A 26,985-nucleotide genomic window follows, 5' to 3' on the forward strand; every position below is an offset into this window, starting at 1 on the left:
GCAGGTAAAGCCTATGCGATTCACCCTTGTTGAAAGTAAAAACGGCGTGCAGCCGCCGCTGACCAGCGTCGATTTCTATCCGCCAGGCGGCACCATTGGCCGCAGTGAAGACAATAACTTTATCCTGCCCGACGACAGCCGCACCATTTCACGGCTGCAACTGCTGGTGCACACCTCTGCTGAGGGTGAGTGCCGCATTACCAATCGCGGCAACGTGATCAACGTCGATTTTAACGGTATCCCGCTGGAACATGGCCGTCAGGTCGAATTGCAAAGCGGCGATTTACTGGGGATCGGCGATTACACGCTGGAAGTCAGCGATATCGCGGGGGAGACGCCCGCCCCACGCGTCACCGCATCTCAGGCCACGCAAGCCAAACCCTTAGTCCGTCATACCGAATCTGAAGTACCCGGTGAGATCTGGGAGAGTTTGTCGCGCGACTTCTCCGCGCCAAAAGTGGCCCCGGCCGCGCCTGAAGCGCATCATCCCCTGACCCAACCGGCGGCGAAAGCGCTGAATCCGATTGATCCGCTGGCACAGGAAGATCAGCACACCGAGCTATCACAACTGGGCATTCGCGAAAGCGATCCCGCACGGTTGTTTGCCGAGAATGATCTGTTTCAGCAGCCGACTATTTTGCAGGATGCCACCCCCACCACGCTGCGCGATCAACCGCAGGTGGCGCATCAGCAACCGCAAACTGAACTCGACCCGCTGGCGCTGTTTGGCAGCAGTGGCAGTGCTCATTCAGAAGAAAGCGATCCCTTTGGCCTGATGAATGGTCAGGCGCAGCCGTTAACCCCGCCTGACCTGTTTCAGCCGGAAGCCGCGCCAGCGATCGCTGCACAGCACACGCCACCCGCCGCTGCGGTGGCTGCACCCGCGCCATTAGCAGCGTTAACGCCATCAGCCCCCACTGCAACATCACCTTCAGTATCAGCATCACCTTTAGCATCAGCTTCAGCAGCACCCATACCCACATCACCCTTGTCAGAAGTCTCTCCACCTGAGCCCGCGCCAATACCGACACCGCGCGTGCAGCAGACCAGCCCGGAACACTCCAACGCCAGCCGCGCCAGCGGGCGAATGGGCATTGACCCGGTGAGCTACAAAACCGCCGCCCAGCGACGCGCCGCCAACACGCCGGGCGTTGATGCTGAGCTGTTGCAGGCCTTCCTTGACGGTGCTGACCTGGCAGACATTGATGCCAAACCGCATCTTGACCAGGAGCAGATGCACCTGCTCGGCCAACTGCTTAGCCTGTTTTCACAGGGCACCGTGGCACTGCTCTCTTCCCGCACCATGCTCAAGCGCGGCGTCAATGCCGAAATGACCATGATCCTCGAACAGGCTAACAACCCGTTTAAATTGCTGCCCTCCGGGAAAAGTGTGCTGGTGCAGATGTTCAGTAGCCAGATGCCGGGTTTTATGGAGCCGGAAAAGGCGGTGCGCGATGCGCTGGTTGATTTACAGGCGCACCAACTCGGCATGATTGCCGGTATCCGCGCCATCATCACCGCCATGCTGCAATCCTTTAATCCCGACAATTTGCAGCAGGAAGAGAGCGGCCGTCACCTGTTTGCCGCCTCGCGCAAAGCGGCACGTTGGGACAGCTTTGTGAAGCGCTACCAAACCATCGCCAGCGAAATTGACGACGATTTCCACACGCTGTTTGGTGAAGCCTTCCTGCATGCCTACGACGTAGAAGTGAATCATTACAAAGACCTGCAAACGCAAAAATCGGATAAATAATGAATATAACGTTCGCGTCCATCAGCCATCAGGGCAAACGCAGTAGCAATCAGGATCGACTGGCGAACGCATTGGGCGCACGTGCCGCCTGCTTCGTGATGTGTGACGGCATTGCGGGAGAGCACGGCGGCGACACCGCAGCGCGTCTGGCGTGCGACACCATCATCACCCAGTTCGACGGTGACCATCATCTTGATGCCCAGCGTATTCGCGGCTATATCGCCGCCGCCAATCACGCCATTAAACAGCAGCAGCGCAACCACGACACCCTGAAGAACATGGGCACCACGCTGGTGAGCCTGTTTATCGATCGGGATTACCAACTCGCCTATTGGGCACACGCGGGTGACAGCCGCTTGTACCATTTTCGTCGCGGCTATCTGCTGGAGATGACGCGCGATCACAGCCTGGCGCAGCGCATGCAGGACGCGGGCTACCCCACGGATGCGATCAATCACAACCTGCTCTATTTCGCGCTGGGGATGAAAGAGGAACGCGAAGCCAGCTACAGCGACGTTCTGGCGCTGGAAGATGGCGACGTGTTTCTGCTGTGTACGGATGGCTTCTGGCATGAGATGGACGTCAGCGATCTGGAGCAGACGCTGCGGATGGTGAGCAATCCGCAAGAGTGGCTGGCGCTGCTGCAGCGGATGAAGCCGGATGACAACGGTGACAACTTCAGCGCCATGGCGGTGTGGATGGGCGATCCGCAGGAGTCCACCTTGCTCAGTTCACTGGGCGATGCCCAGCGTATTTTGTTGTCGCAGCGTGATTAGGGAGGCCGCCGTGAAAACTGCTTCTGCAATGCTGCTGTCGCTGCTGCTGTTGCCGCTGGCGAGTGAAGCTAAAAGCGTGCGCATCGTCTGGTCCCCGACGCTGCGTCTCAGCGCCTGGCTGGATAACGTGGTGGATGGTCGGGTGAAAAGCTGGTGCGACGATAGCGTGGCCCTGCACTTTGAACCTCAGGGCGAATTAAAACCGGATGCGCTGGAAACCTTTGTGCCGCAGGTCGGCCAGTTGCTGAAACGCCAGTGTCGCGGCCTCGACACGCTGCACTGGACGCTGATTGACAGTAGCGGTAAAGCGGTGCGCGAAGGCGATGTCACGGCCAAAGAGAACTGGCGTATCCCGCCAAAACCCAAAGTCGTGACCGCGCAGGCGGATACCACGCCGTGGCAGCGCTTCCGCATCAATGACACCTGCCAGTTGCGCACCTACTGGCCCAACAGCGGCGATGTCCGTTTTACCTTTGATCAGCATCCGCAGTGTGACAAGGACGGTTGGATTAGCGGTGCCGGCTCGCTGCATCAGGACGCCACCACCACCGCACTTTGGTTCCTGCAGGGTTATCCGCTGATCGATCTGCCTGCCGGTGCGCACGATGCTCAGGTGGTGGCAGCGAATAATCAACGGCTGATCCTGGCCAGCGCTACCGACGCACAAAGCTGGTTACTGCTGCCGTGGGACCCTGCGCATCTGGCCTGGCGTTTTCACGGTGATGTGGTGGTGAAAACTCGCGAGGCGCAGCTGCATGATGACAACGTCAATGCCCAGTTGATGGCCGATGCGCTGCATCGCTGGCAGATCGATGTCAGTGCCAGCCAGCTCAACTGGCATCAGGTTGAGGCGCTGCATTTACAGCAGCGCGATCCCACGCAACCCGCCAGCTAAACCACGCACTGATGCTGATGAGCCGCTTCGCCCTTTATTCGCATCGAATTATCAAGGAGCCTGAATGAAACCCCATTCCGACAGTTTCAACGGCTGGCAGGCGCGAAAACAGCAGCGTGTCACCGCTCAGGATGAGATGCGCCCCAGCCTGCTTGATCGTCTCACCGACGATCATCCCGAGCAGCAGAACATTGAGTTGGGGCGCCAGTCAGTGAGTCATCAAACCCTGCGCACTCAGGTTCTGCGCGATCTGCAGTGGCTGTTTAACTGCATCAACAACGAAAGCCAGCACGATCTCAAGCCGTGGCCGGAAGCACGTATGTCCGTGATCAACTTCGGACTGACGCCGCTGGCCGGTAAGCGCATGTCAGAGATTGAGTGGGACGATGTGCGCACGGCGCTGCGACGCGCCATGCTGCAGTTTGAGCCGCGCATCATCCCGCATGATTTGCAGATTCGCTGCCTGACCGACGTTAACGCCCTCAACAATCACAACACCCTCTCCATCGAAATCAGCGGCAATTTGTGGTGCATTCCCTGGCCGCTGGCATTTGTGTTTCGCACTGAACTCGATCTCGAACACAGCCGTTTTGACCTGAAGGACGCGGACCCATGAATCCACAACTGCTTGATTACTACAACCGCGAGTTAAACTACCTGCGCGAAATGGGCGCCGAGTTCGCCGATCGTTATCCCAAAGTGGCCGGACGTTTGGGCATGCAAGGTATTGAGGTCTCAGATCCCTATATTGAACGCCTGATGGAAGGTTTTGCCTTTCTCACCTCGCGCGTGCAGCTGAAAATGGACGCGGAGTTTCCACGCTTCACCGAGCAGTTGCTGGAGATGATCTACCCCAATTATCTGGCGCCCACGCCTTCCATGGCGATCGTCGAGTTTCAGCCGGATCACATGAAAGGCAAGATCAGCAGCGGCTTCTCCATTCCACGCGGCTCGCTGATTGAGAATCAGGCGATGAAAAGCAAAGGCGTCAGCTGCAAATACCGCACCGCGCATGATGTCACGCTGCTGCCACTGCAACTGCGTGAAGTCTCGCTCGGTGGCATCCCAGCTAATCTGCCCGTTTCCGCTGCTCAACTCTCTCAACGTGGTGCGGTGCGCGCGCTGCGTATCCGGTTGCAAACCACGGGCAACATCCCGCTGCATCAGCTGGAGATGGAAGATGTGCGCTTCCATCTTAGCGGTGCCGATCTGCCTGCCACTGAGCTGATGGAACTGCTGATGGCGCACTGTGTCGGCGTGCTGTATCGCAGCCTGGACAACGCTCAACACCTGCTACTGGAACCGGAAGCCCTGCATCAGCAAGGATTCGCTGCCGAAGAGGCACTGCTGCCCGATGACCTGCGCAACTTCACTGGCTATCGCTTATTACAGGAGTACTTCGCGTTTCCGGCGCGTTTCCTGTTTTTCCGCACCAGCGGGTTGCAGCCGTTAGTGAAACAGCTGCGCGGTGCCACCGAAATGGAAATCGTGCTGCTGTTAGATAAAGCCGACGACGATCTGGAAAGCGTGGTGGATGTATCCCATCTGGCGCTGCACTGCACGCCAGCGATCAACCTGTTTCCACGGGTTGCTGAACGTATCCAGCTTACCGAGGGCCGCAATGACTACCACCTGGTGGTCGATAACACCAACCCGCTCGAATATGAAGTGTACAGCGTCAATCGCCTGTACGGCAGCGGCCAGTCGTTGCATGAAGAACAGGTATTCCGCCCGTTCTGGCACAGCTTTGGCAGCGATCACGGCAATTACGGGGCCTACTTTTCGCAACGGCGCGAAGCACGCACGCTGTCGGATCAGGCCAAAATTTACGGTACGCGCACCGGTTACGCCGGTTCAGAGCTGTTCGTTACCCTGGTGGATGAGCAGCAATCCCCCTGGTCCGAAGCGGTGCAGTATGTGATGGCCGATGTGCTGTGCACCAATCGCGACTTACCGCTGTTGCTCAAACAGCAAGGTATGGATCAGTTCACCCTGCCCACCTCAGCGCCAGTGCTGGGTATTCATCTGCGCAAAGGACCGAGCGCGCCACGGCCCGCGCTGGCCGCTGGGGCCACCGCATGGCGCCTGATCAGTCAACTGCAGCTTAATTACCTCAGCTTGATGGAAAACGACGGCGATCAAGGTGCGGCCTCACTGCGGCAACTGCTGTCGCTGTATGCCGATACCGCAGAAGCCGCCACTTCGCGCCAGATTGAAGGCGTGCGCCATTGTGAAATGCGCCCGGTGTTTCGCCGCGTACCCGAACCGGGGCCGATTGTCTTCGCCCGGGGGATTGCCATTACCCTGACCATCGATGAACAAGCGTTTGGCGGTGCCAGTCCGTGGCTGCTCGGCAGCCTATTAGCCACGCTGTTCCGCCGCATGGTCGCCATCAACACTTTTACCGAGCTAACGATGAACAGCAGCCAGCGCGGAGAAATAGGTTACTGGCCGCCGCAAATGGGCAAGAGGTCACTGCTATGACCACGCTACATAAAGGCTGGCGTATTGCCTGCCGCCTGCCGGATGATTTCTGGCAGCAACGCCGCGCGGCCCCTTTCCAGCATGATTTGTTTCAACTGCTGCGTCGTCTTGATGCGCAAGCGGGCAGCGCGTGGCAACTGGGACGCGCACCGCTGCCACGTAATGAACCGCTGCGTCTGGGACAATCGCCATCACTGGCCTTCGCCCCGGCGACCTTAGCGGGCATTCGCCAGCGTAGCAGCGATGATCTGCACGAGGTGGATATCTGGAGTTTTGGTCTGTTTGGACCCAATGGTCCTTTGCCACTGCACCTCACGGAATATGCCCATGAACGCGTTACCCATTTCGGCGACCGCAGCATGGTGGCCTTCTGTAATCTGTTCCATCACCGCCTTATCCTGCTGTTTTACCGCGCCTGGGCGGATGCGCAGCCCGCCATTGCCCTCGATCGTCCGGACCGTCATCAGTTTAATCACTATCTCTCCTGCTTAACCGGCGTCGGCCAACCGGCGTTGCAGCAGGATCGCGGCAGTCTCAATGAGCATGCGCGCTATGCCCTGGCTGGACACTTCACCCGGCAGACTCACGACGGCGAGGGGTTAACCCGCAGCCTGAGCTGGTATCTGCAGGTGCCTGTCGCAATCAAACACAACATTCCGCAGTGGATGCGCATTGGCGAACGCGAACAGGCCCAGCTGCGCGCGGGCAAGCATGCGCCGCGCCTCGGTGAAACCGCGTTTCTTGGCGGCGCAGTGCGCGACATTCAACACAAGTTTCGCCTGCGCCTGGGCCCGCTGCGCCTCAAGGATTATCAGCAACTGCTGCCGCGCGCGCGCCATGCCCTGCAGGTGGTGGATTGGGTACGCCACTACCTGGGTAATGAATACAACTGGGAAGTGCAGCTGGAACTGCACAGAGACGATGTGGCAGGCGTGGCCCTCGGGGGCGAACAGCCGCTCGGCTATACCAGCTGGCTCGGCGAGCAGCCTGATGCACGCCACCGTGATGATTTGATTTACCAGCCAGATGCCCGGCACTGATGAGCCGTGCGTTTGATCGCACGCCAGTCACCTATTTCGCCCAAACCTGTTGGGCCGCTATGTATGGCGTCCCGGGAAAAATTTCGCGTAGATAAGGGAACACCATGTCAGATATTCGTCGCAATGTTCTGTTTAGCAAATTGAATCGCACTCTATTCACCTCACTGGAAAGTGCCACCGCGTTTTGCAAATTACGTGGGAATCCGTATGTCGAACTGGTGCATTGGCTGCATCAACTCTGGCAGCAGCCTAACAGCGACTTACAGCAGATTGCGCGACGTTTTGAACTGGATGACGCGCAACTCAGCAGTGATTTGGTCAGCGCTCTGGATCGCCTGCCGCGCGGAGCCAGTGCCGTGGCCGATCTCGCGGAACATATCGATAACGCCGTGGAACGTGCCTGGATCTACTGCTCGCTCAGCGTGGGAGAGACTCAGATTCGCGGCGGGCATTTGTTGCTCGCCTTGTTGAAAACGGTGGCATTACGTCATGTTGTGATGGCGATCTCCGGCGAATTTGGCCGCATCAGCGCCGATCGTTTGCTGGAATCCTTTAGCGATTACGTTCAGTCCAGCGATGAACAGCAGCAGAACACAAGTGACAACGTCACACAATCTGCATCGGTTAATACCAGCGGCGAAAATGTGCTGGCGAAATATGGCCGCGATCTCACCGCTGAAGCGCGCGCCGGGAACATCGATCCGGTGGTCGGCCGCGATGAAGAGATTCGTCGGATGATCGATATTCTATTGCGTCGTCGCCAGAACAATCCGCTGCTGACCGGTGAAGCTGGCGTGGGTAAAACCGCGCTGGCAGAAGGTCTGGCGCAGTGTATCGCCAGCGGCAGCGTGCCCCCGCCGCTCCAGCAGGTGCAACTGTGGCTGCTGGATATCGGCTTGCTCCAGGCCGGCGCCTCAGTGAAAGGTGAATTTGAAGCGCGCCTGCAGGCGGTGATCAACCAGGTGCAGTCCAGCCCACAGCCGATTGTGTTGTTTATCGATGAAATCCACACGCTGGTGGGCGCTGGCGGCCAGCAAGGCACGGGCGATGCCGCCAACTTGTTGAAACCGGCGTTAGCGCGCGGACAGCTGCGTACCGTGGGCGCCACCACCTGGGCGGAGTACAAAAAGTACATCGAAAAAGATCCGGCGCTGACCCGACGCTTCCAGCCGGTACAGGTGGCCGAGCCAGATGAGCAAACTGCGATTTTGATGCTGCGCCACCTGGCCCAGCCCCTGTCGCAACATCATCAGGTACTGTTGCTGGATGAAGCGTTACAGAGCGCCGTACGCCTTTCACAACGCTACATCCCGGCCCGCCAGCTGCCCGACAAAGCCATTGCCCTGCTGGATACCGCTTGCGCCCGCGTGGCGGTGAGCTTGCACCATCAACCGCCAGAGTTAGCATTTTGCCGCCAGCAGCTGGCAGCACTGCAACTTGAAATTGACATCGCCGAACGTGAAGCCCGCCTCGGCTTCGACTCAGCCCCTGCGCGAATCGCCAAAGCACAACAGCAGCAAGTGATCTTGCAAGATGAAGAGCAGCAGTTGGATCTGCGCTGGCAACAGGCGCTGGCTCTGACCCAGCAGCTGAGTGCGCTGCGTGCAGAGCTGCTGGTCGATCAGGATGCCGAACGCAGCGCGCGCTACCAGGCGCTACAGCAGCAGCTGGACGACCTGCAAGGCGATACGCCACTGACCTTCCCGGCTGTCGACAGCAGCGTGGTGGCCAGTGTGGTCGCCGACTGGACCGGTATCCCACTTGGCCGCATGCTGCAAAGTGAACGCGATGCGGTGCTCAATCTTGCCGATACGCTGGCACAGCGGGTCATCGGTCAGCAATCGGCGCTCAACGCCATCGCGCAGCGCATCCAGACATCGCGCGCCGGACTCGACGATCCCGGCAAACCCATTGGCGTATTTATGCTGTGTGGCCCATCAGGCACCGGTAAGACCGAGACAGCACTGGCGCTGGCCGAGACCTTGTACGGCGGCGAACAGAATCTGATCACCATCAACATGAGTGAATTCCAGGAAGCGCACAGCGTCTCCACGCTCAAAGGCGCACCGCCGGGCTATGTCGGTTATGGCGAAGGCGGTGTGCTCACTGAAGCGGTACGTCGTCGCCCCTACAGCGTGGTGTTGCTGGATGAAATCGAAAAAGCGCACCCAGACGTGCACGAAATCTTCTTCCAGGTATTCGATAAAGGCTGGATGGAGGATGGCGAAGGTCGACGCATCGATTTCCGCAACACGGTGATCATTCTGACCTCGAACATCGGCAGTGATGAGCTGGCGCACGCCTGCTCTCAGACTGAAGTACAGCCGGACACGGAGACAATGAACCGCCTGCTACGCGCGCCGCTGCGCGAAGTCTTCCCCGCCGCACTGCTGGGCCGTCTGGCGGTGATTCCGTACGTGCCGCTCAGCGATGCCATGCTGATCCGCATTATCGATCTGCGGCTGGCAAAAATTCAACAGCGCTTACTCGATCGCCACGCCATCACCGCCGAGTTTGCCCCGGCCGTGGCACAACAAATTATGCAGCGCTGCACCGAAGGGGAATCCGGTGGACGCATGGTGGACGCCGTACTATCGCAGACACTGTTGCCACAAATCAGCTGTCAGTTGCTGAGTGAAGCTGCCGCAACGACGCCGCGTCGGCTGCGGGTGGATTATCAACAGGCGGCGTTCCAGCTGGAATTCAGTGTGGAGGCAGAACATGAGTGAAGCCAGCAACAAAACTGCATCTCAGGCGCTGCCCATCGGTTATCGCTTTAACGAGTATGAAATCCAGCAGGTGATTGGTGAAGGCGGCTTCGGCATTGTCTATCGCGCCTGGGATAGCGAGTTGGATCGCACTGTGGCCATTAAAGAGTTTATGCCTGCTTCGATTGCGCTGCGTGATGAGAATCATCATCTGCTGTTGCGCAGTGAGCGCTTTATGCGCCTCTATCAAGCGGGTTTAAACAGCTTTATGCAGGAAGCCAAAACCCTCGGGCGCTTTAACCATCCACATCTGTTGCACGTGCTGCGCTTCTGGCAAGCCAATGATACCGCCTATATGGTGACGCAGTTCTATCAGGGTGAAACGCTGAAAAGTCGCTACCTGCGTGATTTTACCCCCTGCAGTGAAGAGGCGATGCGCGACATGCTGCCGCCACTGCTGAGCGCGTTGAAAACCCTGCATGATCACGACTATCTGCATCGCGACATCGCACCGGACAATATTTTGCTGCAACAGGATGGCGCGCCGGTGCTGCTGGATTTCGGTTCAGCGTGCAAAACCATCGGACATCTGACGGATAAAACCGAGATCATGCTGAAGCCGGGTTATGCGCCGATTGAACAGTACAGCGAAGGACGCGATGGCGATCAGGGCCCGTGGACCGATATCTATGCACTGGGCGCGGTGCTGCATACGCTGATTTGCGGCGAGGCACCGCCGGTAAGCGTGGTGCGTTCGCTGAGTGATAGTTATCAGCCACTGGCTGAACGGGAGCTGAGCGGCTACTCCCGCGGCTTGCTGCACACCATCGACCAGATGCTGGCCTGCGAACCCGCGCAACGCCCGCAGTCAATTGTCGCCCTGCGCGATCTGTTGGTGGAAAACGACCGCGAGGTGCAGTGTGATGCGCCAGAACCGGAACTGACCACTGCGCGCGAAGAAACCTTGTTGCCTGCAGTGGTGGTGCCGGAGATAGCCATGTCTGAACCGGCTGTCGTGACGCCACGCACACGGCGTCCGCTGTGGATTGGCGGCGGGATAGCCGCGGCGGGATTAGTAACCCTGCTTGCGGTGCACGGATTGAAGAACAATAGCCCTCCGCACGTAGCGGTCGCCCCAACAAAACCCGCGGTGGAAGTGGCAGAACAAAAAGTGACGCCGTCACCTAAACCCGCTGTCGCGTCTGTCCCTGTTACGCCCGCGCAGATTTATTTGCGCGCAGCGGATGCCACCCAGCTGACTCAGGTGGAAATCAACGGTAAAGCGCAAAGCACGCTAGATCAGGATGGCATGAAAAGGTTGAGTTTAGTTCCGGGGGACTATCAGTTGCAGGTGACGCTTAAGCAAGGCGGTCACTGGCAGCATACATTGCATATTGATGAAGGGAGCGGCACCTGGCTGGTGAATGTGCCGACTCCCGCAGGCTGATTTATTCGACCACGTTGCCGTTTTCGGAGAACAGCACTTTGTCCCCTTTGGACTGGTGCTGTGAAACCTGTAGCGTCCAGACGTGGTTGTCATCGTTACCCGCGCCTGCCGCCGGAGACAACACGTAACTGTAATCACCGTTGCGGAAGATGTAGCCACGGAAATCGTGCGACGGGCCAATATTCAGCGTCGATCCCTTCAGCGTCAATTGATGGTGATTCTTTTTATTGATCGAGTGATAAACAATGCCATCGCACTCCACATCGCCCTCAACGCATTTGCTGGTATCCAGAAACACCTGATAGCTTTTGCTATCAAAAAACGGTTTTTTGGCAGCAGGCGTCTGTGCCATCGCGTGGAGTGAAAAACAGACCAGTGATAAGGCAAGTAACTTTTTCATAATTTGATATAAATTCCTTTGTGATATACGTTCAATTCACTTTTCCTGCGATTCACCAATCCCTTCATACGCACGCCGCGCGAATAAACAAACTGCATCCACGCGCGATCCAAATCCTCTGGCGATTCGCCATTAATCACTTTTAATGCCGTCGAGTAATATAAGCCTTTATGGTTCAGGTTATCACGTGTGCCAATATTAAACGCCAGCATGACTAATGCATCAAACTCATTTTGAGTCAGCGCGACTTTGGCATACTGTCGCACCGCATCAACAAACTTTTTTAAATCCTGGGAGAATAACGTTTCAGCAGCCGACTCTGAGATGCCATCTTTAAACTGGTCGAATTCGCTCTGACGACTGATCCAATGTCCGTAACCGATGGTCGCGCCCGCCGTCCAGCTACTGATGGTGTGAGAACTGTGATCGTCATACGGTAACGTGTGCAGCTGTTCATACTGCATCATCAGTTTAAGTACCTGATAACTCGGGTACATGGTCATTGGGTTCTTGCGTGTGCCATTCGGGTTACTGCCGGTGGAACCGTGGGCGCGCGGCAAGCCACTACGCTGACCGGAAGACAACTGACTGAAGGTTTTTTTACCGGGTGACACCAGGCCATCGGGATGATGATAAAAATGTTTTTGGTAGGTGATAATTGCTTTAGTGGTGTTATTCCCGCAAATGCCATCGATTTGTAATTGCGGAAAACCATTTTTATTTAATAATGTTTGCACCAGTTTGACATCTTGCGGTCGATTGGTTCCGCGCAGCCCAACACTTTCCTGTATCGTTTCCATTATTCGCCTCAAAAATTCTTTTCATGTGAGTAATTTTATTGACGCCTGAAGCACGTAGCGGATAATTATGCCGCATTTTTAACCGCAATAATGGGCTGGAAAGTTCGGATTGTTCTTAAAGTCTTAAATGACAATTACATGACAAAGCTATGCAGTGATAAATATCAGCATCAGAAAAGAAATTGTTCTTTTATATTATTTCTCAGGAGAATTCAGGACCAACCTGGGGTAGCGGCGGATTGATGACGCCTGTGCCTGCACCCGGCTATTGCAGGGCCACGCCATCAATCGCACCGTGACTTCACATCGCGCTGTTACTCGCTGATACGCACCACACTCTCCAATGTTCCTGCTTTGTTCGCTGCACCGTCATTTTTCACCGTGACGAACAGGCCGTGATTAGCCTCGTCGAGTGCCAGGCTATTGGGGTGCGGAGGCAACGCCAGGGTGTTAATTCGTTGCAGCGATCGGGCATCAAATACCGTCACCGTCCCCGCGCCATTTTCGACTCTGACACCGTTGCGGTTGGTGACATAAATGCGCTGCTGCTGCGCATCCAGCAGTAAGCCAATCGGCACCTGATCGGTATCCACCTTCGCCAGAACCTTGCCGCTGTCTGCATCCAGAGCAAACAGCTGATGTCCACTGCTGCGTCGGGTGTAGGTCTGTCCCAGATAGTTATTTCGCGGCTTGTCACGATCGATCCCCTGATCAACGCCAAGCAGGCGATTCCCCTGCGGGTCGTAGACCAGATTAAGCAGTTGATCGGCTTCTATTTCCTGCGTATGGGTGATCTCAAGCGTGTCCGCGTTCAGCGTCATCAGTTGCCCCTGCATATTGGAGACAAACACCCGACGCCCCACTTCATCAATGGCGATACCGGTGGCGTAAAAGCCAAAACCTGGAATGACTTTTTCAAGCTGCTGCTTGCGGGTATCCACCCTTTATAGCACTTTCCCATTCGAAGCTGGGATCTTTGGTGGTCATCACAATCGCACCGGCGATGGCATTGCGACCCTGAATGAAACTTTGCGGCCCACGAAACACTTCCACGCGATCTAAATCCCACAGCGATTGGGGTCCATAGGCCTGTTCGTTGTAGGTGAGCGCACGGCCGTCCAGCGATAACCCTAAACGCGGGCGAGTTCCGCTAAGGAATGCCCCTGCACCCGTCGATGGGCCGGAGCCATCCACCCCGCGCACCGTTGGCAGATCATTGCCGATCCCGACATCAACGGTATTCGCGGTCATCCGCATTAAGTCTGAAACGGTTTCAGCACCGGGCAGTGAATCAATCCTGCGGCTATCAAAAACTTCAACGCTCGATCCGGTATCAAAAATCGATCGTTCCGTTTTCTCTCCGGTCACCACCAGCTCTTGTTCATCCTGATAGTTACGTTCGCGGCTGCTGGCAACTTCCTCCGAGTCCTTTTCTGCGGCGACGGCGGAACCCGACATGCCAATACACAGGCCGATAGCGATACTGATGACTTTACGACGCGCATAATAGCCGTGGTGTGTGGTAATAGACTGACGCATTTCGCGTGTCTCCTTCATCCCAAAGGTTTAAAAAAACATTCATGTTTATTGACACAACCCACATTTTATTGAGTGCCATCAGTCTTTATTCTTCTGACTAACGGCAATAGCAAAGCCACCTCTTTTGCAGAGGTTGTTATAAGAAGATGTTCGTGAAGCGTAAAAAAGTGTTGCCAACCATAATCACTAATATCAGGCGATGCAAACAAATATTACACATTCATGAAAGCGCAGTGTTATTAGCGGATCTATTAACCTGTCGGATTCAGCGGTTAAATATGCGATAAATATCTGCACTAAAATAATCTCACAGTGATATGATTTTAAATCACAAGCGGATTATTAATGTTTTTTGTTAACCTTGTTCAGGTTGCTGGAGATGAAAAATGGGACTGATTGAACTGTTGAGACATACGCCAACATGGGTGTGGATATTACTCGCCTATCTGATTTTTCGCGGCATTAAGGCATTACAGACTCGTGAAGTCGCGGTGCAAAAACTGTTCTACATTCCAGTTTTGTTTTTAGTTTGGGGCTTTTATGGCGTATTTCGGGAAACCACCTGGGTTGCTTATACGCTGTTTTCCATGATTATCGGTTTACTGATTGGGGGTATCATCGGTGCCATGTTGTCTCACGCGACAGGCAAACCCATCTCCAGTGAAAATCACGGCACGATTATTCGCCCAGGTTCGGCGTTGCCATTAATATTTATGTTATTAGCCTTTGCCGCCAAATATACGCTTTCCGCTTCTGTGGCTTTGCACCCTGAATTAATCGCTTCCCTGTCATTTAATCTGATTCACGGTGCAATCAGCGGCGTTACTGCGGGGATATTCTGGGGGAGCATGCTGGTTTATTTCATTCCCTGGTATCGCCAGCGTAAGAGATTATCCCTATAGCGGGCAAAAGAGGGAGGACGCCACCCGCGGACGTCCCCTTAGCGACATTAACGCTTAGCCATTACCGCGGCTAATGCCAGTTGCGGAATCGTCAACGGGCGCTCGCTCTCCGAAATGCTATTCGCCGCCGCCGCCATCGAGACCTGCGCCAGTGCTACGTGTTGTGCGCCCTGCTCGCGTCCCTGTTTTACCGCGTCAGCGATGAGCGCGTGGTAGCGTTGATGCTCACCCGCTTTAAATGCGGCCCAGGCGTGAGGAATCAGAGCGACCTGTGGCTGTTTCTCCGCTGGCAGCGTGGGTGGACAGAACAACAGGCGTGTGGCGGCTAACGTTGACTCAGCCGCGCAGAGCACCAGCGCAGGCCCTGCCATTTGATGCAGGTGATCTGCCAGCATTCGGTCTGCGCGATAGACCGGGCAGCCCGTGTTTTTCGGCTGGAAGGTGTAGGCCACTGGCCCTAGCGTTGAACAGGTAATGACTATCGCATCAAACCACGGTCCCATACTGTGCAACAGCTGAGCCAAACGTTGCTGTTGCTCCTGCGTCATACCGCCACTTTGCTCGGCTTCAGCCAGCAGGTGCGGCATCACAATATGGCTCAGTGTGTGGGGAGGTAATTCAAGGGAGTTTGCCGCGTGATCGAACAGCGCGATATTACTGGCGGCGGTATGCAGGCAAGCGATGGTCATGGTCATCCTTATTGTTGTGCTATTTATAGGTCCGCTGAGTCCTGGCGGCGTGATTGCAGTGGTAGATTATTGCTTCACCGTCTAATAATATTCAAAATTATTTAACATTCCTTAGCCGTTACCCTCATGAACCTGCACCTGCTGGCCTTTATCATTGCGATCTTACCGGTGGCCTTGTCGCCAGGGGCGAGTTTCACCCTCGCGATGAATAACACGCTGGTGGCAGGCACGCGTGGGCTGGCGGCGATCATTCTCGGCACGGCACTGGGTATTTATACCCATGCGCTGCTGATTGGCCTGGGGATCAGCGCCCTGCTGGTGCGTTCCCCCATTATTTTTAATCTGTTAAGCGTGGCGGGTGCTGCTTATCTGCTGTGGCTCGGCGTACAGTTGTTGCGTCGAGGTCGACATATTTCCCAACCCGTCGCCTCTTACCGTAGCGCCCGCATGGGGATTAAAGATGCCTGGCTAGCCAATGTGCTTAATCCAAAAGCGGTGATGTTGTATCTCACCGTGGTATCGCAATTCGCCGGGCGCGATCATGCCTTGTTGCATTATCTGCTGCTGGCCTCCATACACGTTGCCATCATGGCCCTGTGGCTGGTGATCATCTGTTTTACGCTGCTGACTTCAGCGCGAGTAATCAATATCCGTAAGCTGTCCATCGCTATCAACATTGGTGGCGGGCTGATACTGGTGTTTTTTGCTATCAGCAATTTGGTTCAGCTTTTTATGACATTAAAAGGATTTTCATCATGATGGCATTAAGCGACTTCGGCCCACGCATCTGCATTTTGGGGCCTTCAAACAGCGGTAAATCGACGCTGGCTCAGGCCATCGCCAGCAAGACAGCGCGGCCGCTCATCCACCTGGATCAGCTTTATCACCTCCCCAACACGCACTGGCAAGCCCGTGCTGAAGCAGATTTCCGGCAACTGCATCTCGACGCTATCGCAGGGGAAAGCTGGGTCATGGACGGCAATTATGTGCGCACGCTACCGGACCGCTTAACGCGTGCCAGCGGTATCATTCTGCTTGACCTGCCACCGACTCAAAGTTTCTTTCGTTATCTGCGTCGTACGCTGTTTGATGCCCAGCGCATTGGCGGTGTTGTCCCCTCACATCAGCGCGAGAAGTTGACCTGGGAAATGACGCGTTATCTGCTTATCACCTCTCGGCGCCATCGCCCGCGTAACCAACGCATGTATGCGGAATGGACCTTGCCCAAGCTGTTGCTTAGCTCCCCTTATGAGGTTAACCAACTCTGCCGAGAATGGGGCTTGCTCACGGACAAAATCTAATCCACGCGTCAAGCCTTGGTGGCAATAATTTAATCATGGATTTGATTGAATTCAGAAGATAACCGGCATCCTGACAACGTTAATATTTACCGCTTCGCATGCAATCCCTTCAGGGCCGGCTATGATAAATAAGTCTTTATTACGCCCTGTGATAAGACCTGCTCTCATTGGAAATGTTTGGTACAGGATTGTACAAGCCCGGTTGCCACCACTCCCGGGCTTTATTTTTGTAGCGATGAGAATTCTTTGGTGAAATGTGAAGTCGAGGACGTGAAGAACATCATTATTTATTGCTGACATCAAACACGTTACTGTTAATTTTTACTCGCTCTCCTAACGACCAGCCTTTTTTTCCCAGGATACGGTCTGGCGTGCCGTCAGGCACATTGAAATAATACGCCCCTGATGGCGTACCTGAAGAGCTATTCTCTTGAAAAATATCGTCTGAGTGTAGACCCATCTCCTTGACTTCGTCTTCCGTCAGACCCAATTCATTTGCAAGTGAAGAATAATCCATTGCTTATCCCCTTAATGCTATAAAAATCAATGATTACGCACTTTTAATGCGCGACTCACGCTACTTATCCTTGAAAGGATCGTGCTTGTGATCCTGGCTATCATCACGCGTGCGAGGGATCTCGCCATGTTCATCAGGATTATCTGTAGCGGGATGATCATCCTCTTCGTACGCATTGCCGGCATTGGGCGCGGCCTCCGGAAGGCCTTTTTTGACATCGCCTTCTTTCTTTCGCTGTTCGTTTGTATTATGTGCTTTCATAATTAACTCCTTAGGAAGGAATGTTTTAGGTTAGGCTATATTTTAAAAGTTCGCTTTCATGACTTAGCGCTTTAATTATTTAATCGCATGTATCCGGACATCAATAATTTCCCGCTTGGCTTTTATCACTGTGTAAAAACACTGACAACGTTCTGACCTGCACTTGCCCGAGATTGAACCATTTATACGGCTTCGTTTATTTTCGTTCGAACAAATAACCACCTGCTAATGTTTTTTCTTCTCCTATATTTAATGGGGTCATTAAATCAGTCACAGGAGAATAGCAATGTCGAGCGAAACCGATAAGAAAAAGCTGACTCAGCGAGCCCCGACGAAAGGGCCAGAATCATCACAACCTGGATTAGGGTCGCTGGCACCCAAAGACGGTTCACACCAACCTCCCGCTGAACCAACTCCACCCGGAAAGCAGCCTACGGCACCGGGCAGCCTTAAAGCTCCTGATACACAGAGCACCAAGCTTGAGCAACTTGCTGCGCATCGTAAAAACGGCACCGAGCAGCCTCTAACGACGAATCAGGGCACGCGGATTGCGAACGATCAAAACTCATTGCGCGCGGGCACGCGTGGCCCTACCTTGCTTGAAGATTTCATCATGCGTGAAAAAATCACGCACTTTGACCATGAACGCATCCCTGAGCGCATCGTTCACGCCCGAGGATCCGCTGCACATGGCTACTTCCAGCCATACCACTCGTTAAAAGCGCTGACTAAAGCGCACTTCCTTTCTGATCCGGAACGAGTCACGCCGGTGTTTGTCCGTTTTTCCACCGTCCAGGGCGGTGCCGGATCGGCTGACACCGTGCGCGATATTCGCGGGTTTGCCACTAAGTTTTATACCGACGAAGGGGTTTTTGATTTAGTGGGTAACAATACCCCGGTATTTTTCATTCAGGATGCTCATAAGTTTCCGGATTTTGTGCACGCCGTTAAGCCTGAGCCGCACAATGAAATCCCTCAGGGTCAAAGTGCACATGACACCTTCTGGGATTACGTTTCCCTGCAGCCTGAGACCTTGCATAACGTTATCTGGGCGATGTCCGACCGCGGGATTCCTCGCAGCTACCGCACCATGGAAGGCTTTGGTATCCATACTTTCCGACTGATCAATGCGGAAGGTAAAGCGACCTTTGTGCGCTTCCACTGGAAGCCTGTCGCAGGTAAAGCCTCTTTGCTCTGGGACGAGTCGCAGAAACTGACCGGACGCGACCCTGATTTCCACCGACGCGATTTGTGGGAAGCCATTGAAGCTGGAGACTTCCCGGAATATGAATTAGGCCTACAACTGATCCCCGAAGAGGACGAGTTTAAGTTCGATTTCGATATCCTGGATGCCACCAAATTGATTCCGGAAGAGCTGGTGCCAGTAGAAATCGTTGGCAAGATGGTATTAAACCGCAATCCCGATAACTTCTTTGCTGAAACGGAACAGGTTGCTTTCCATCCAGGACATATTGTTCCGGGGCTGGATTTTTCAAACGATCCCCTGCTGCAAGGCAGATTGTTCTCCTATACCGATACGCAGATTAGCCGCCTGGGTGGCCCTAATTTCCATGAGATCCCTATTAATCGTCCGGTTTGCCCTTACCATAATTTCCAACGGCAGGGCATGCACCGTCAGGACATTGATACTAATCCAGCGAATTATGAACCCAATTCGATTAATGATAATTGGCCACGTGAAACACCGCCTGCAGCGGAAGGTGGCGGCTTTGACAGTTATCAGGAGCGCATGGAGGGGCATAAAGTGCGCGAGCGTAGCCCGTCCTTTGGCGAATATTACTCTCAGCCGAGATTATTCTGGTTAAGCCAAACGCCTGTCGAGCAACAGCACATCATTGATGCCTATTCATTTGAGTTAAGCAAAGTCGCCCGACCGTACATTCGTGAGCGAGTGGTCGATCATCTGTTGAATATTGATATTGCCTTAGCGCAAGGGGTTGCTGATAACCTCGGGATTGCCTTGACGGCTGATCAATTGAAGACGCCGCCAGCACCCAATGTTAATGGCCTGCAGAAAGACAGTAGTCTGAGTTTGTATGCTGTTCCCGACGGTGATATCAAAGGCCGCCAGGTTGCCCTGCTGTTGAACGATGGCGTGAAATCAGCAGATGTACTGGCTGTATTACAGTCACTTAAAGCGGCTGGCGTACATACAAAATTATTGGCGGCTCACATGGGACAGGTTCGTGCCGACGATGGTTCAGTCTTACCCATTGATGCGACCTTTGCTGGGCTCCCTTCACTGACCTTTGACGCGGTGTTTGTACCCGATGGCAACATTGATGCGCTGTTGCTGAGTGGTGACAGTCGTTATTTCTTGCTGGAGGCTTATAAACATCTGAAGGTGATCGGCCTGAGCGGTGAAGCACGCCGCTTTAAAGCCCAGTTTGCGCTGCAGGAGAGCGAAAAAGAAGAGGGAATTATTGAAGGTGACAGTTCAGATGATGCTTTGCTGAGTGCTTTTATAGATGCAATGAAAGCACACCGTGTCTGGTCACGTAGCCAGAAAGCCCTTTCCGTTCCTGCCTGATGTTACGCATCGTCCAGAGGAATATTCCTCTGGACGACTTGGCTGTTATTTCACATTACTTCAAACGGAACGCCACTACGCTGTCACCCGCCTGGGTGCCCAGCGAACCGTGACCGCCCGCCGCAATCACCACGTACTGCTTACCGTCTTTACCCATAAAGGTCGACGGTGTGGCTTGTGCGCCCGCGCTCAGCTCGGTCTGCCACAGCAGTTCACCGGTGGTGCTGTCGTAAGCGCGGAAGAAGTTATCCGCGGTTGCGCCATGGAACACCAGGTCACCCGCTGTCAGCAATGGACCACCGTGTGCCACCATGCCCATCGGGAAACCGATTGGGAAGCGGCCCGGCAGGAAGCTGGTTTTCAGGTTTTTGGTGACACCCACACGGCGCAACCACTCGGTTTTCCCGGTTTTGAGGTCTACGCCCACCATACGACCCCACGGCGGTGCGATACACGGAATGCCGAGGCCAGAGGCCAGCTGCTGAATGTGAATCGCGTAGTCACCCTGGAAGTTTTCATTCCAGTATGGCTGACCATCTTTGGTGAACAGACGCTGCGTTTCGGTCTGCGGCGTACGCTTGATCAGGTTGTACTTGTAGGCCAGACGCACTGGCGCGGCAATCAACATCTGACGCTGCGGATCAACCGCCACTGAACCCCAGTTGAACACGCCAATGTTACCCGGGAAGATCAGCGAACCGGCTTCAGTGGCTGGCGTCCATGGGTTGCCATCATAACGCAGCGAACGGAAGTCCATGCGGCATGACATCTGGTCAAACGGCGTGATGCCCCACATTGATTTCTCAGTCAGCGGGTCTGGAATGAAGTTCAGGCTCGAAACCGGCTGCGTCGCGGCAAACTTCTCACCCGGCACACCGCCTTCAGTGGAAACCTTCACCTGATTAACCGGATACACGGGCTGACCGGTCAGGCGATTCAAGACAAACAGGTTGCCGGTTTTAGTTGGGAGGATCACCACAGGCTGTTTCTGGCCCTGATAATCGATATCCAGCAATGACGGCTGTGATGGGTTATCGCGGTCCCACAGATCGTGGTTCGAACTCTGATAACGCCATTTGAACGCACCGGTTTGCAGATCCAGCGCCACTAACGCATCGCGGAACTTCTCGGTGTTGCTGTTGGCATCACGTTCGATACCCACTTCATCCGGTGACGCGTTACCAAACGGCACATACACCAGACCATTTTTCAGGTCAGCACTCAGCGTACCCCAGGCGACTGGCGTATCCTGCGGATAATTCTGTCCCGCAGCAATTGGCGCCGTATTTTCTGGGTTCGATGGATCAAAGTTCCACACCAGACGACCGGTTACGGCGTCATAAGCACGAATCACACCCGACGGGTTACCGCTGTTAAAGCCGTTGTCCATTACTGAACCACCGACAATCACCAGCTTGCCGGCCACCAGCGGCGCGGCAGTTTGCATCAACGCATGTGGACGCACTTCGCCCATGTTGGCATGCAGATCCACCACGCCGTTGGTGCCGAAATCAGCACAAGGTTTGCCGGTATCGGCATCCAGTGCAATCAGCTGTGCATCGGTGGTGGCGTTGAAGATACGCTTACGGCAGATGGCTGGCGCTGCAGCAGAATCCTGCGCAGCAACCGGGCTTTGCTCGTAATAGCTCACGCCACGGCAGGTCTGGTGCTGCTGCAGGTAAGAACGATCTTTCTTCGGCGTGTACTTCCACTTCACTGCACCGGTTTCGGGGTCAAGTGCGTGCACTTCGTTATGCGGCGTACAGAAATACAGCATGCCGTTGGCTTTAACCGGCGTCGCTTCGAAGGTGTATTCGCTGGCATCCGCATCCTGACGCAGGTCGCCAGTGTGGTAAGTCCAGGCCACCTCGAGGTTTTGCACGTTTTCTTTGGTGATTTGATTCAGAGAAGAGAAACGCTGGCCATTAGTGGTCCCGCCGTACGCGGTCCAGTCGTTAGCGGCACCCTGCTCGCTGGTTTGTTCACGCGCATTGCTAATCGTGCCCGCCTGCGGTAACGGATCGTAGAAGCACAGACCGATCACCACCACAATCATCACGATCACCGTGCCACCCAGGAAGGTGTGGAAGCGGCGTTCGCCCTGATACAGCGGTTTCACCACCCACGGCATCGCCAGCCACAGGCCAATCACGCCGAACAGGTCGCCGCGTGGGATCCACTGCCATTTATCAAAGCCCACTTCCCAGATAATCCAGGCCAGGGTAATCCACATCAGAACCGCATACAGCGCCAGCGCACTACGTTGGTTTCTGAACAGTAAAATGGCGGTGATCAGTAAGCCCACCGCCATCAATGCATAGAACGCGCTGCCGCCCAGCATCAGCAACTTTCCACCCATATAGAGCAGCGCTAATGCCAGAATCGCCAGCACGATACTGGTTAATTTGTTAACCATGCCAATCCCTCAACGTTTTTCATCAAATACCACCCAAAATAAACCTACATAAACTCAACAGAATTTTAACGTACGTTATCGAACAGTAAAAACCCGTTGCTGAGTGTGTCGTTAGCTCCGCTTATGAATGTAGCCGGGCTAATGACTGATGAATCCAGCCGAGCTCAATATGTGACTGAAATCACGTTTCACTTATCGTCGTGAGAATTAATCATTAGTGAGGATAAATCGCATTTTTTGATAACAGGAACGGGGGGTTTTTTATCTTGACCGATGTACGGGGTCATCGCGCAACTTTACCGTAGTGGATGTGTTGGGTACGTCAGGCGCAATTATCGCTCACGAAGGGTTTGAATCGGATCGCAAGCAATCGCAAAAAATGTCACTTTTGCGATTGCTTGCGATTACTCAGCGTTTTTTAAGCCACTCTTTCAATTTCCATAAGGAGACCGGCGCCTGATACACCGTGCCCTTTCCCTCCTTTATCGGTCTTAACAATCCAAGATCGGCCAGATTTTTCAGCCGACTGCGTGCGGTATTATCGGCGACACCCAGTCTTAATTTCACCCCTGCTGCGCTCAATAGCGAACCCGGCGCATGTAGCGCAATCGCCATGATGTCCAGCTCACCTTTCGCCAACGACATATTTTCGTCTACCCAATGCACCAGACGCGCCCGTTCCTGACGCAGCGTAGTGATTTGCTCTGTGAAGGCATTCACCGCACGCATCACAATTTCACACTGGAATTGGACAAAATAGGTTAGATCGAGCTCATCCGTTTCGCTGTAAAGGTATGACATACCGTATTTAATGGAGGCCGCCTTGAGGAGTTTGCTGATCGAAATGTAACGGAAGGCGTGATAGCCCCGACGAATTAAATGATGATAGAACAAGCCCCGTGCGGTGCGGCCATTGCCATCATTGAAGGGATGAATATAACCGATGGCAAAGTGCAGAACACAGGCCACCAGCAATGGGTGTGTTCCCTGCTGTTCCAGGAATTCGACTTCAGCGCACAACGCATCCAGCATGCCATTCAATGCGGAGTGATCGGGCGGCTGATGGATGATTTCGCCATCACGACCTGCCACAAAAACATCATTGTTGCCGCGTACCTCACCGGGCCGATATTTTTCGTCATTGATGCCTGCACACGCGATGTAATGCATGTGCAGGATATCGGCACGCGTTAGCGGTCCATCGCCCATGGCGGCAATATGCTGCATCAGCCGCCAATTGCCCATGATCATGCTCTCATCTTCGTTGCGCGGTTCCCGCCCCACCGCCAGTAGTTCCATCGCCACACGCGAGGTCGTTGCTGCGCCTTCGAGTTGACTGGAGGAGATCGCTTCTTCCATGATCAATTGGGACATCAGATAGGAGGCCGCGTCCTCATCAGTGGGCTCACCATTGCGCGCAAAGGTCATGCGATCCACCAGGGAAATAGCCGCGTTGATTTTGGCGGTAAAGTTGCAACTGACGTCTTGTGACGCAATGACAAAATGTTGAGCCGTACTGCGCCGTTTAAATTTTAACGCGCTCCACACCGCCAACCGTTCATCCGCATCCCGGATTCGACGACTAAGTTCGTCAAAATGCAGATAGCGCAAATCCCACTCAGCATATCGGCTCAGCATCTCAGCACTTTCAGCGCTCGTCTGGGTATCAAGCAGTTGTTTGGGCGGGCGGCGTAATCTCATCGCAAGAAATCTCAAAAAAGACGTATTTTGAGTTTACTTGAGATATAAGCATGAGGCAAACGTAAATAATCAACGGTTAATTAATTGATTTTATTAATTAATTAACATCAAACCAAAATAAAACCCAACGTAAATAGTGATGCGTTAAAGATGTCTAATTCGTAATTTTTCATGTCTGAATAGCTTATTCCAGCGGCGATCACAGATTCAGGATAAGTGTGAGACAGATTAAAGTGGTTTGTCTTTTTTGCCAGAAAAGCGTGTGGCTTTAATGAAAATTCCATGCAAATGACCGAGGCGCAACGCCACTTTTGTCGTCAGACTTGAATGTCAGGAAAAGTAAATAACCCCCCGATAAGAGGTTGCCCTGCGATGTCTGAAAGTCACATCTTAATCAAAAATGCTGTCGTTATTGATCCCGCCAGGAATGTCCAGGAGCGCCAGGATATTCATATCCTCAATGATTTGATTGCCTCTCCCAATACGCCCGTTAGCGCCCGTAACGAGATCGTTGATGCTAAGGATTGCTACCTGTTGCCTGGACTGATTGATTATCATGCGCATGTCTTTTATGGCGGAACGCACAGTAGCGTCCCGCCCGATCTCGCCTCATTACCTTTCGGCGTGACCACCATTGTTGATGCCGGCTCCGCAGGCTCTGCGAATGTTGAAAGTTTTTTACGTGACCAGATTCCCCGCAGCCTGGTGCGTATCAAAGCGTTTGTGACGGCTTATCCCGGCGGACAACTTTGGCAAGAGGAAAACCATAACCCGGACTATTTTGATTTCCCCCGTCTGCAGCAACTGTTCCGCCGTTATCCCGAAACGCTGCTGGGGCTGAAGCTGAAACAGGAGCGTGCAGTCGTGGGCGAGCTGGGTTCCCAGCCCTTTCTTCGCGCGGTAGAGATGGCCACGCAGCTCGACTGTCGTGTGGCTGTTCACATGACCGATCCGGTGCATACCACCGAACAACTGCTGGAAATATTCCGCAGCGGAGACGTCTTCGCGCATTGCTTCCACGGCAAGGGTGACACCCTGCTCGACGACAATGGCCGGGTCAAAGCTGCGGCTCGACAAGCTCGCGCAAGAGGCGTGATCTTTGATTGCGCACACGGACGCAATAATTTCTCTCAACGCGTCGCACAGCTGGCCGTCGCCGATGACTTCTTACCCGACATCATTAGCAGCGACCTCTCCGCTCTGACGCTCAATCGCCCGCCGGTGTTTGGCCTCCCCTGGGTGATGTCTAAATTCCTTGCCATGGGCATGTCACTGTTTGATGTGGTGGAACGCTGTACTGCACGCCCGGCCGCATTGCTGGGCATGTCTCAACAAATAGGCACTCTGCAGCCTGGCAGTTGTGCCGATGTGGCACTGTTCCGACTCGAAAAACGCGATGTCACCTTCACCGATGTCCATCAGCATACCCTGACGGGTAGCCAGTTGCTGGTGCCTCAACTCACTCTGAAATCCGGCATGCCACTGTGGCGCGCCAATTTTGGCCTTCACTGAGGTATTCCTTATGCGATCTCCCTGGCTTCGTATCGGCGGTACGCTGATGTTAGGTATGTTTATCTCCTACATCGACCGCACTAACCTTTCCGTCACATTAAAAGAGGTGGCGAGTGATCTTGGCTTCAGTGGCGCGGATTTTGCCACCACCTCAAGCCTGGTATTAACCGCCTTCCTGATTGGCTATATTGTGGCCAACATTTCGGGTGGCATTTTCACCACCCGCTACGATCCAAAAACCATCGCTATCGGCATGATGGCGCTGTGGTCTGTCGCGACACTGGCTACCGGCTTTGCCAGTACCGTCATGCTGTTAGTTGCCTGCCGATTTGTTCTGGGTGTGGCGGAAGGCATCTATTGGCCACAACAATCCCGTTTTGTACGCTTATGGTTTACTCCTTCGGAACTGACGCGCGCTAACAGCCTGATTCACTATTACGGGCAGTTTCTGGCGCTGGGCCTTGGCTTTATCATTTTAACGCCACTGCATGACCTGATGGGTTGGCGCAATCTGTTCTTCCTGTGTGGGGGCATTGGTTTACTGATCATGGTGCCATTGTATGCACGCGTATTATTAAACACGCGCGATGCCCCGGTTCAACAGGAAAAGGTCGCCCCACGTCAGTCGCGCCTCACACGTGCAGATTTCGGCGGACTGTCATTTGTATTGCTGATCGTGACCTATCTCACACAGGGCATGTTGTTCTGGGGGATTACGTTATGGATTCCAATGGCGGTAAGTTCTCTTGGCTTCAGCGGCTGGAGTGCAGCCATCGCGAGTTCGCTGCCTTATCTTCTCGCCGTGGTGCTGGCCATACCGATGTCCTGGCTCAGCGATAAAACCGGCAAACGTATTCTTATCGCTTCGCTTGGGTTGCTAATCCCCGGCGCCATGTTACTGGTGCTGCCACTGGTACAGAGCGGCGTGATAAAAATGACGCTGATAACGCTCGCTATGGGTTATTACGCCAGCAGTTTCACGCCAAACATCTGGTCGATTATCCAGTCCAGCGTGCGTCCTCACGCGGTAGGCGCGGCAGCCGGGATCATTAATGGCTTGGGTGCGGGAGGTGGTGGCACACTGGCGGGCTTTATGGTTGCGATTTTGTATGCCCGAACCGGAAGCTATACCTCAGGATTCGCCCTGCTCGGTGCACTGGTGATTGTTGGCGGCCTTTCATTGTTGGCATTTGGCTGGTGGCGTAATCGCCACCCGATGGGTCAGGTACAATCCGCCGCACTATAAAAGAACGCTTATGTGATCATGCTGGTGCAGACAGACATACAATGGGC

21 protein-coding genes and 2 pseudogenes are annotated in these 26,985 nt (G+C 54.3%); 14 read left to right on the forward strand and 9 right to left on the reverse strand.

The genetic code is table 11. From position 1 onward, the window contains the following. The first annotated feature begins 13 nt into the window (after positions 1 to 13). The 8 genes from tagH (at position 14) to F3J37_RS00565 (ending at position 11,103) form a co-directional block, all read left to right on the forward strand. Positions 14 to 1,753: a type VI secretion system-associated FHA domain protein TagH gene (gene tagH, locus F3J37_RS00530; protein WP_166931171.1), complete on the forward strand. Its 1,740-nt coding sequence runs from the start codon at positions 14 to 16 to the stop codon at positions 1,751 to 1,753. Further along, positions 1,753 to 2,529, forward strand: a complete 777-nt coding sequence (locus tag F3J37_RS00535) for a PP2C family protein-serine/threonine phosphatase (RefSeq protein WP_034823631.1) — start codon at positions 1,753 to 1,755, stop codon at positions 2,527 to 2,529. Before tagH ends, F3J37_RS00535 begins: the two co-directional genes overlap by 1 nt. A 10-nt stretch (positions 2,530 to 2,539) precedes the next feature. Beyond that, positions 2,540 to 3,424 (forward strand): hypothetical protein, encoded by an 885-nt coding sequence (locus tag F3J37_RS00540; RefSeq protein ID WP_166931174.1) that lies wholly within the window; start codon positions 2,540 to 2,542, stop codon positions 3,422 to 3,424. 64 nt (positions 3,425 to 3,488) lie between these two features. After that, entirely contained in the window at positions 3,489 to 4,040 is a 552-nt protein-coding gene (tssE, locus tag F3J37_RS00545; protein ID WP_166931177.1) for a type VI secretion system baseplate subunit TssE, read from the forward strand. Continuing rightward, positions 4,037 to 5,908, forward strand: coding sequence for a type VI secretion system baseplate subunit TssF (gene tssF, locus F3J37_RS00550; RefSeq protein ID WP_166931180.1), 1,872 nt, complete (start codon positions 4,037 to 4,039; stop codon positions 5,906 to 5,908). Before tssE ends, tssF begins: the two co-directional genes overlap by 4 nt. Continuing rightward, positions 5,905 to 6,948, forward strand: coding sequence for a type VI secretion system baseplate subunit TssG (tssG, locus tag F3J37_RS00555; protein ID WP_166931183.1), 1,044 nt, complete (start codon positions 5,905 to 5,907; stop codon positions 6,946 to 6,948). Before tssF ends, tssG begins: the two co-directional genes overlap by 4 nt. Before the next feature lie 104 nt (positions 6,949 to 7,052). After that, entirely contained in the window at positions 7,053 to 9,677 is a 2,625-nt protein-coding gene (tssH, locus tag F3J37_RS00560; protein WP_166931186.1) for a type VI secretion system ATPase TssH, read from the forward strand. Continuing rightward, positions 9,670 to 11,103, forward strand: coding sequence for a serine/threonine protein kinase (locus tag F3J37_RS00565; protein WP_166931189.1), 1,434 nt, complete (start codon positions 9,670 to 9,672; stop codon positions 11,101 to 11,103). The genes tssH and F3J37_RS00565 overlap by 8 nt, the downstream gene beginning before the upstream one ends. A 1-nt stretch (position 11,104) precedes the next feature. Here the strand turns inward: F3J37_RS00565 and F3J37_RS00570 are convergent, their stop codons facing one another. From F3J37_RS00570 to F3J37_RS00585, 4 genes and pseudogenes are all read right to left on the reverse strand, one after another. Then, positions 11,105 to 11,503 (reverse strand): hypothetical protein, encoded by a 399-nt coding sequence (locus F3J37_RS00570; RefSeq protein WP_052127453.1) that lies wholly within the window; start codon positions 11,501 to 11,503, stop codon positions 11,105 to 11,107. Next, a complete protein-coding gene (locus F3J37_RS00575; protein WP_166931192.1) occupies positions 11,500 to 12,303 on the reverse strand; it encodes a glycoside hydrolase family protein in 804 nt (267 codons plus the stop codon). The genes F3J37_RS00570 and F3J37_RS00575 overlap by 4 nt, the downstream gene beginning before the upstream one ends. Positions 12,304 to 12,617: 314 nt before the next feature. Beyond that, positions 12,618 to 13,244, reverse strand: a pseudogene (locus F3J37_RS00580) (YncE family protein); the annotation flags it as partial. Further along, a pseudogene (locus F3J37_RS00585) lies at positions 13,240 to 13,842 on the reverse strand (TonB-dependent receptor plug domain-containing protein); the annotation flags it as partial. The pseudogenes F3J37_RS00580 and F3J37_RS00585, both read right to left, overlap by 5 nt. A gap of 386 nt (positions 13,843 to 14,228) precedes the next feature. Here F3J37_RS00585 and F3J37_RS28075 point away from each other — a divergent pair. Further along, positions 14,229 to 14,744 (forward strand): DUF6622 family protein, encoded by a 516-nt coding sequence (locus F3J37_RS28075; protein WP_240154040.1) that lies wholly within the window; start codon positions 14,229 to 14,231, stop codon positions 14,742 to 14,744. Positions 14,745 to 14,791: 47 nt separating this feature from the next. Here the strand turns inward: F3J37_RS28075 and F3J37_RS00595 are convergent, their stop codons facing one another. Further along, positions 14,792 to 15,433: a glutamate racemase gene (locus tag F3J37_RS00595; RefSeq protein ID WP_240154041.1), complete on the reverse strand. Its 642-nt coding sequence runs from the start codon at positions 15,431 to 15,433 to the stop codon at positions 14,792 to 14,794. A 126-nt stretch (positions 15,434 to 15,559) separates the two neighbouring features. Here F3J37_RS00595 and F3J37_RS00600 point away from each other — a divergent pair, with 126 nt between their 5' ends. Together F3J37_RS00600 and F3J37_RS00605 are read left to right on the forward strand one after the other, a co-directional pair. Beyond that, positions 15,560 to 16,192: a LysE family translocator gene (locus tag F3J37_RS00600; RefSeq protein ID WP_058959944.1), complete on the forward strand. Its 633-nt coding sequence runs from the start codon at positions 15,560 to 15,562 to the stop codon at positions 16,190 to 16,192. Beyond that, on the forward strand, positions 16,189 to 16,734 hold the full coding sequence (locus F3J37_RS00605) for a P-loop NTPase family protein (RefSeq protein WP_237448743.1): 546 nt from the start codon (positions 16,189 to 16,191) through the stop codon (positions 16,732 to 16,734). The genes F3J37_RS00600 and F3J37_RS00605 overlap by 4 nt, the downstream gene beginning before the upstream one ends. Before the next feature lie 283 nt (positions 16,735 to 17,017). Here F3J37_RS00605 and F3J37_RS00610 read toward each other — a convergent pair whose 3' ends face one another. Continuing rightward, a complete protein-coding gene (locus tag F3J37_RS00610; RefSeq protein ID WP_058959945.1) occupies positions 17,018 to 17,251 on the reverse strand; it encodes a hypothetical protein in 234 nt (77 codons plus the stop codon). A 60-nt stretch (positions 17,252 to 17,311) separates the two neighbouring features. Beyond that, the gene (locus F3J37_RS00615; protein WP_058959946.1) at positions 17,312 to 17,512 is read right to left on the reverse strand and encodes a hypothetical protein; all 201 of its coding nucleotides are present in this window, start codon (positions 17,510 to 17,512) and stop codon (positions 17,312 to 17,314) included. A 286-nt stretch (positions 17,513 to 17,798) separates the two neighbouring features. Between F3J37_RS00615 and katE the strand changes: the two genes are divergently transcribed. Next, positions 17,799 to 20,063, forward strand: coding sequence for a catalase HPII (katE, locus tag F3J37_RS00620; protein ID WP_166931198.1), 2,265 nt, complete (start codon positions 17,799 to 17,801; stop codon positions 20,061 to 20,063). Positions 20,064 to 20,118: 55 nt separating this feature from the next. Here katE and F3J37_RS00625 read toward each other — a convergent pair whose 3' ends face one another. Next, positions 20,119 to 22,479 carry a membrane-bound PQQ-dependent dehydrogenase, glucose/quinate/shikimate family gene (locus tag F3J37_RS00625; RefSeq protein WP_166931201.1) on the reverse strand — a complete coding sequence of 787 codons (2,361 nt, stop codon included), beginning with the start codon at positions 22,477 to 22,479 and terminating at the stop codon, positions 20,119 to 20,121. Positions 22,480 to 22,887: 408 nt separating this feature from the next. Next, positions 22,888 to 24,117 carry a Fic family protein gene (locus F3J37_RS00630; protein ID WP_240154042.1) on the reverse strand — a complete coding sequence of 410 codons (1,230 nt, stop codon included), beginning with the start codon at positions 24,115 to 24,117 and terminating at the stop codon, positions 22,888 to 22,890. 435 nt (positions 24,118 to 24,552) lie between these two features. On the opposite strand from F3J37_RS00630, the gene F3J37_RS00635 reads away from it, so the two are divergent. Beyond that, positions 24,553 to 25,692, forward strand: a complete 1,140-nt coding sequence (locus F3J37_RS00635; protein WP_166931207.1) for a metallo-dependent hydrolase — start codon at positions 24,553 to 24,555, stop codon at positions 25,690 to 25,692. A gap of 10 nt (positions 25,693 to 25,702) precedes the next feature. Continuing rightward, positions 25,703 to 26,938, forward strand: coding sequence for an MFS transporter (locus F3J37_RS00640; protein ID WP_166931210.1), 1,236 nt, complete (start codon positions 25,703 to 25,705; stop codon positions 26,936 to 26,938). Positions 26,939 to 26,985: the final 47 nt, after the last annotated feature.

This window comes from Candidatus Pantoea communis (assembly GCF_011752685.1).
In the GTDB taxonomy this organism is placed as follows: Bacteria; Pseudomonadota; Gammaproteobacteria; order Enterobacterales; family Enterobacteriaceae; genus Pantoea; species Pantoea communis.

What these genes read in the sequence shown, in the direction of transcription:
- tssF (WP_166931180.1), top strand. Translation starts at nt 4,037, where the DNA reads ATGAATCCACAACTGCTTGATTACTACAACCGCGAGTTAAACTACCTG.
- F3J37_RS00570 (WP_052127453.1), bottom strand. Translation starts at nt 11,503, where the DNA reads ATGAAAAAGTTACTTGCCTTATCACTGGTCTGTTTTTCACTCCACGCG.
- katE (WP_166931198.1), top strand. Translation starts at nt 17,799, where the DNA reads ATGTCGAGCGAAACCGATAAGAAAAAGCTGACTCAGCGAGCCCCGACG.
- F3J37_RS00535 (WP_034823631.1), top strand. Translation starts at nt 1,753, where the DNA reads ATGAATATAACGTTCGCGTCCATCAGCCATCAGGGCAAACGCAGTAGC.
- tagH (WP_166931171.1), top strand. Translation starts at nt 14, where the DNA reads ATGCGATTCACCCTTGTTGAAAGTAAAAACGGCGTGCAGCCGCCGCTG.
- F3J37_RS00605 (WP_237448743.1), top strand. Translation starts at nt 16,189, where the DNA reads ATGATGGCATTAAGCGACTTCGGCCCACGCATCTGCATTTTGGGGCCT.
- F3J37_RS00600 (WP_058959944.1), top strand. Translation starts at nt 15,560, where the DNA reads ATGAACCTGCACCTGCTGGCCTTTATCATTGCGATCTTACCGGTGGCC.
- tssH (WP_166931186.1), top strand. Translation starts at nt 7,053, where the DNA reads ATGTCAGATATTCGTCGCAATGTTCTGTTTAGCAAATTGAATCGCACT.
- tssG (WP_166931183.1), top strand. Translation starts at nt 5,905, where the DNA reads ATGACCACGCTACATAAAGGCTGGCGTATTGCCTGCCGCCTGCCGGAT.
- F3J37_RS00640 (WP_166931210.1), top strand. Translation starts at nt 25,703, where the DNA reads ATGCGATCTCCCTGGCTTCGTATCGGCGGTACGCTGATGTTAGGTATG.
- F3J37_RS00575 (WP_166931192.1), bottom strand. Translation starts at nt 12,303, where the DNA reads ATGGAAACGATACAGGAAAGTGTTGGGCTGCGCGGAACCAATCGACCG.
- F3J37_RS00610 (WP_058959945.1), bottom strand. Translation starts at nt 17,251, where the DNA reads ATGGATTATTCTTCACTTGCAAATGAATTGGGTCTGACGGAAGACGAA.
- F3J37_RS00625 (WP_166931201.1), bottom strand. Translation starts at nt 22,479, where the DNA reads ATGGTTAACAAATTAACCAGTATCGTGCTGGCGATTCTGGCATTAGCG.
- F3J37_RS00635 (WP_166931207.1), top strand. Translation starts at nt 24,553, where the DNA reads ATGTCTGAAAGTCACATCTTAATCAAAAATGCTGTCGTTATTGATCCC.
- F3J37_RS00615 (WP_058959946.1), bottom strand. Translation starts at nt 17,512, where the DNA reads ATGAAAGCACATAATACAAACGAACAGCGAAAGAAAGAAGGCGATGTC.
- F3J37_RS00595 (WP_240154041.1), bottom strand. Translation starts at nt 15,433, where the DNA reads ATGACCATCGCTTGCCTGCATACCGCCGCCAGTAATATCGCGCTGTTC.
- tssE (WP_166931177.1), top strand. Translation starts at nt 3,489, where the DNA reads ATGAAACCCCATTCCGACAGTTTCAACGGCTGGCAGGCGCGAAAACAG.
- F3J37_RS00630 (WP_240154042.1), bottom strand. Translation starts at nt 24,117, where the DNA reads ATGCTGAGCCGATATGCTGAGTGGGATTTGCGCTATCTGCATTTTGAC.
- F3J37_RS28075 (WP_240154040.1), top strand. Translation starts at nt 14,229, where the DNA reads ATGGGACTGATTGAACTGTTGAGACATACGCCAACATGGGTGTGGATA.
- F3J37_RS00565 (WP_166931189.1), top strand. Translation starts at nt 9,670, where the DNA reads ATGAGTGAAGCCAGCAACAAAACTGCATCTCAGGCGCTGCCCATCGGT.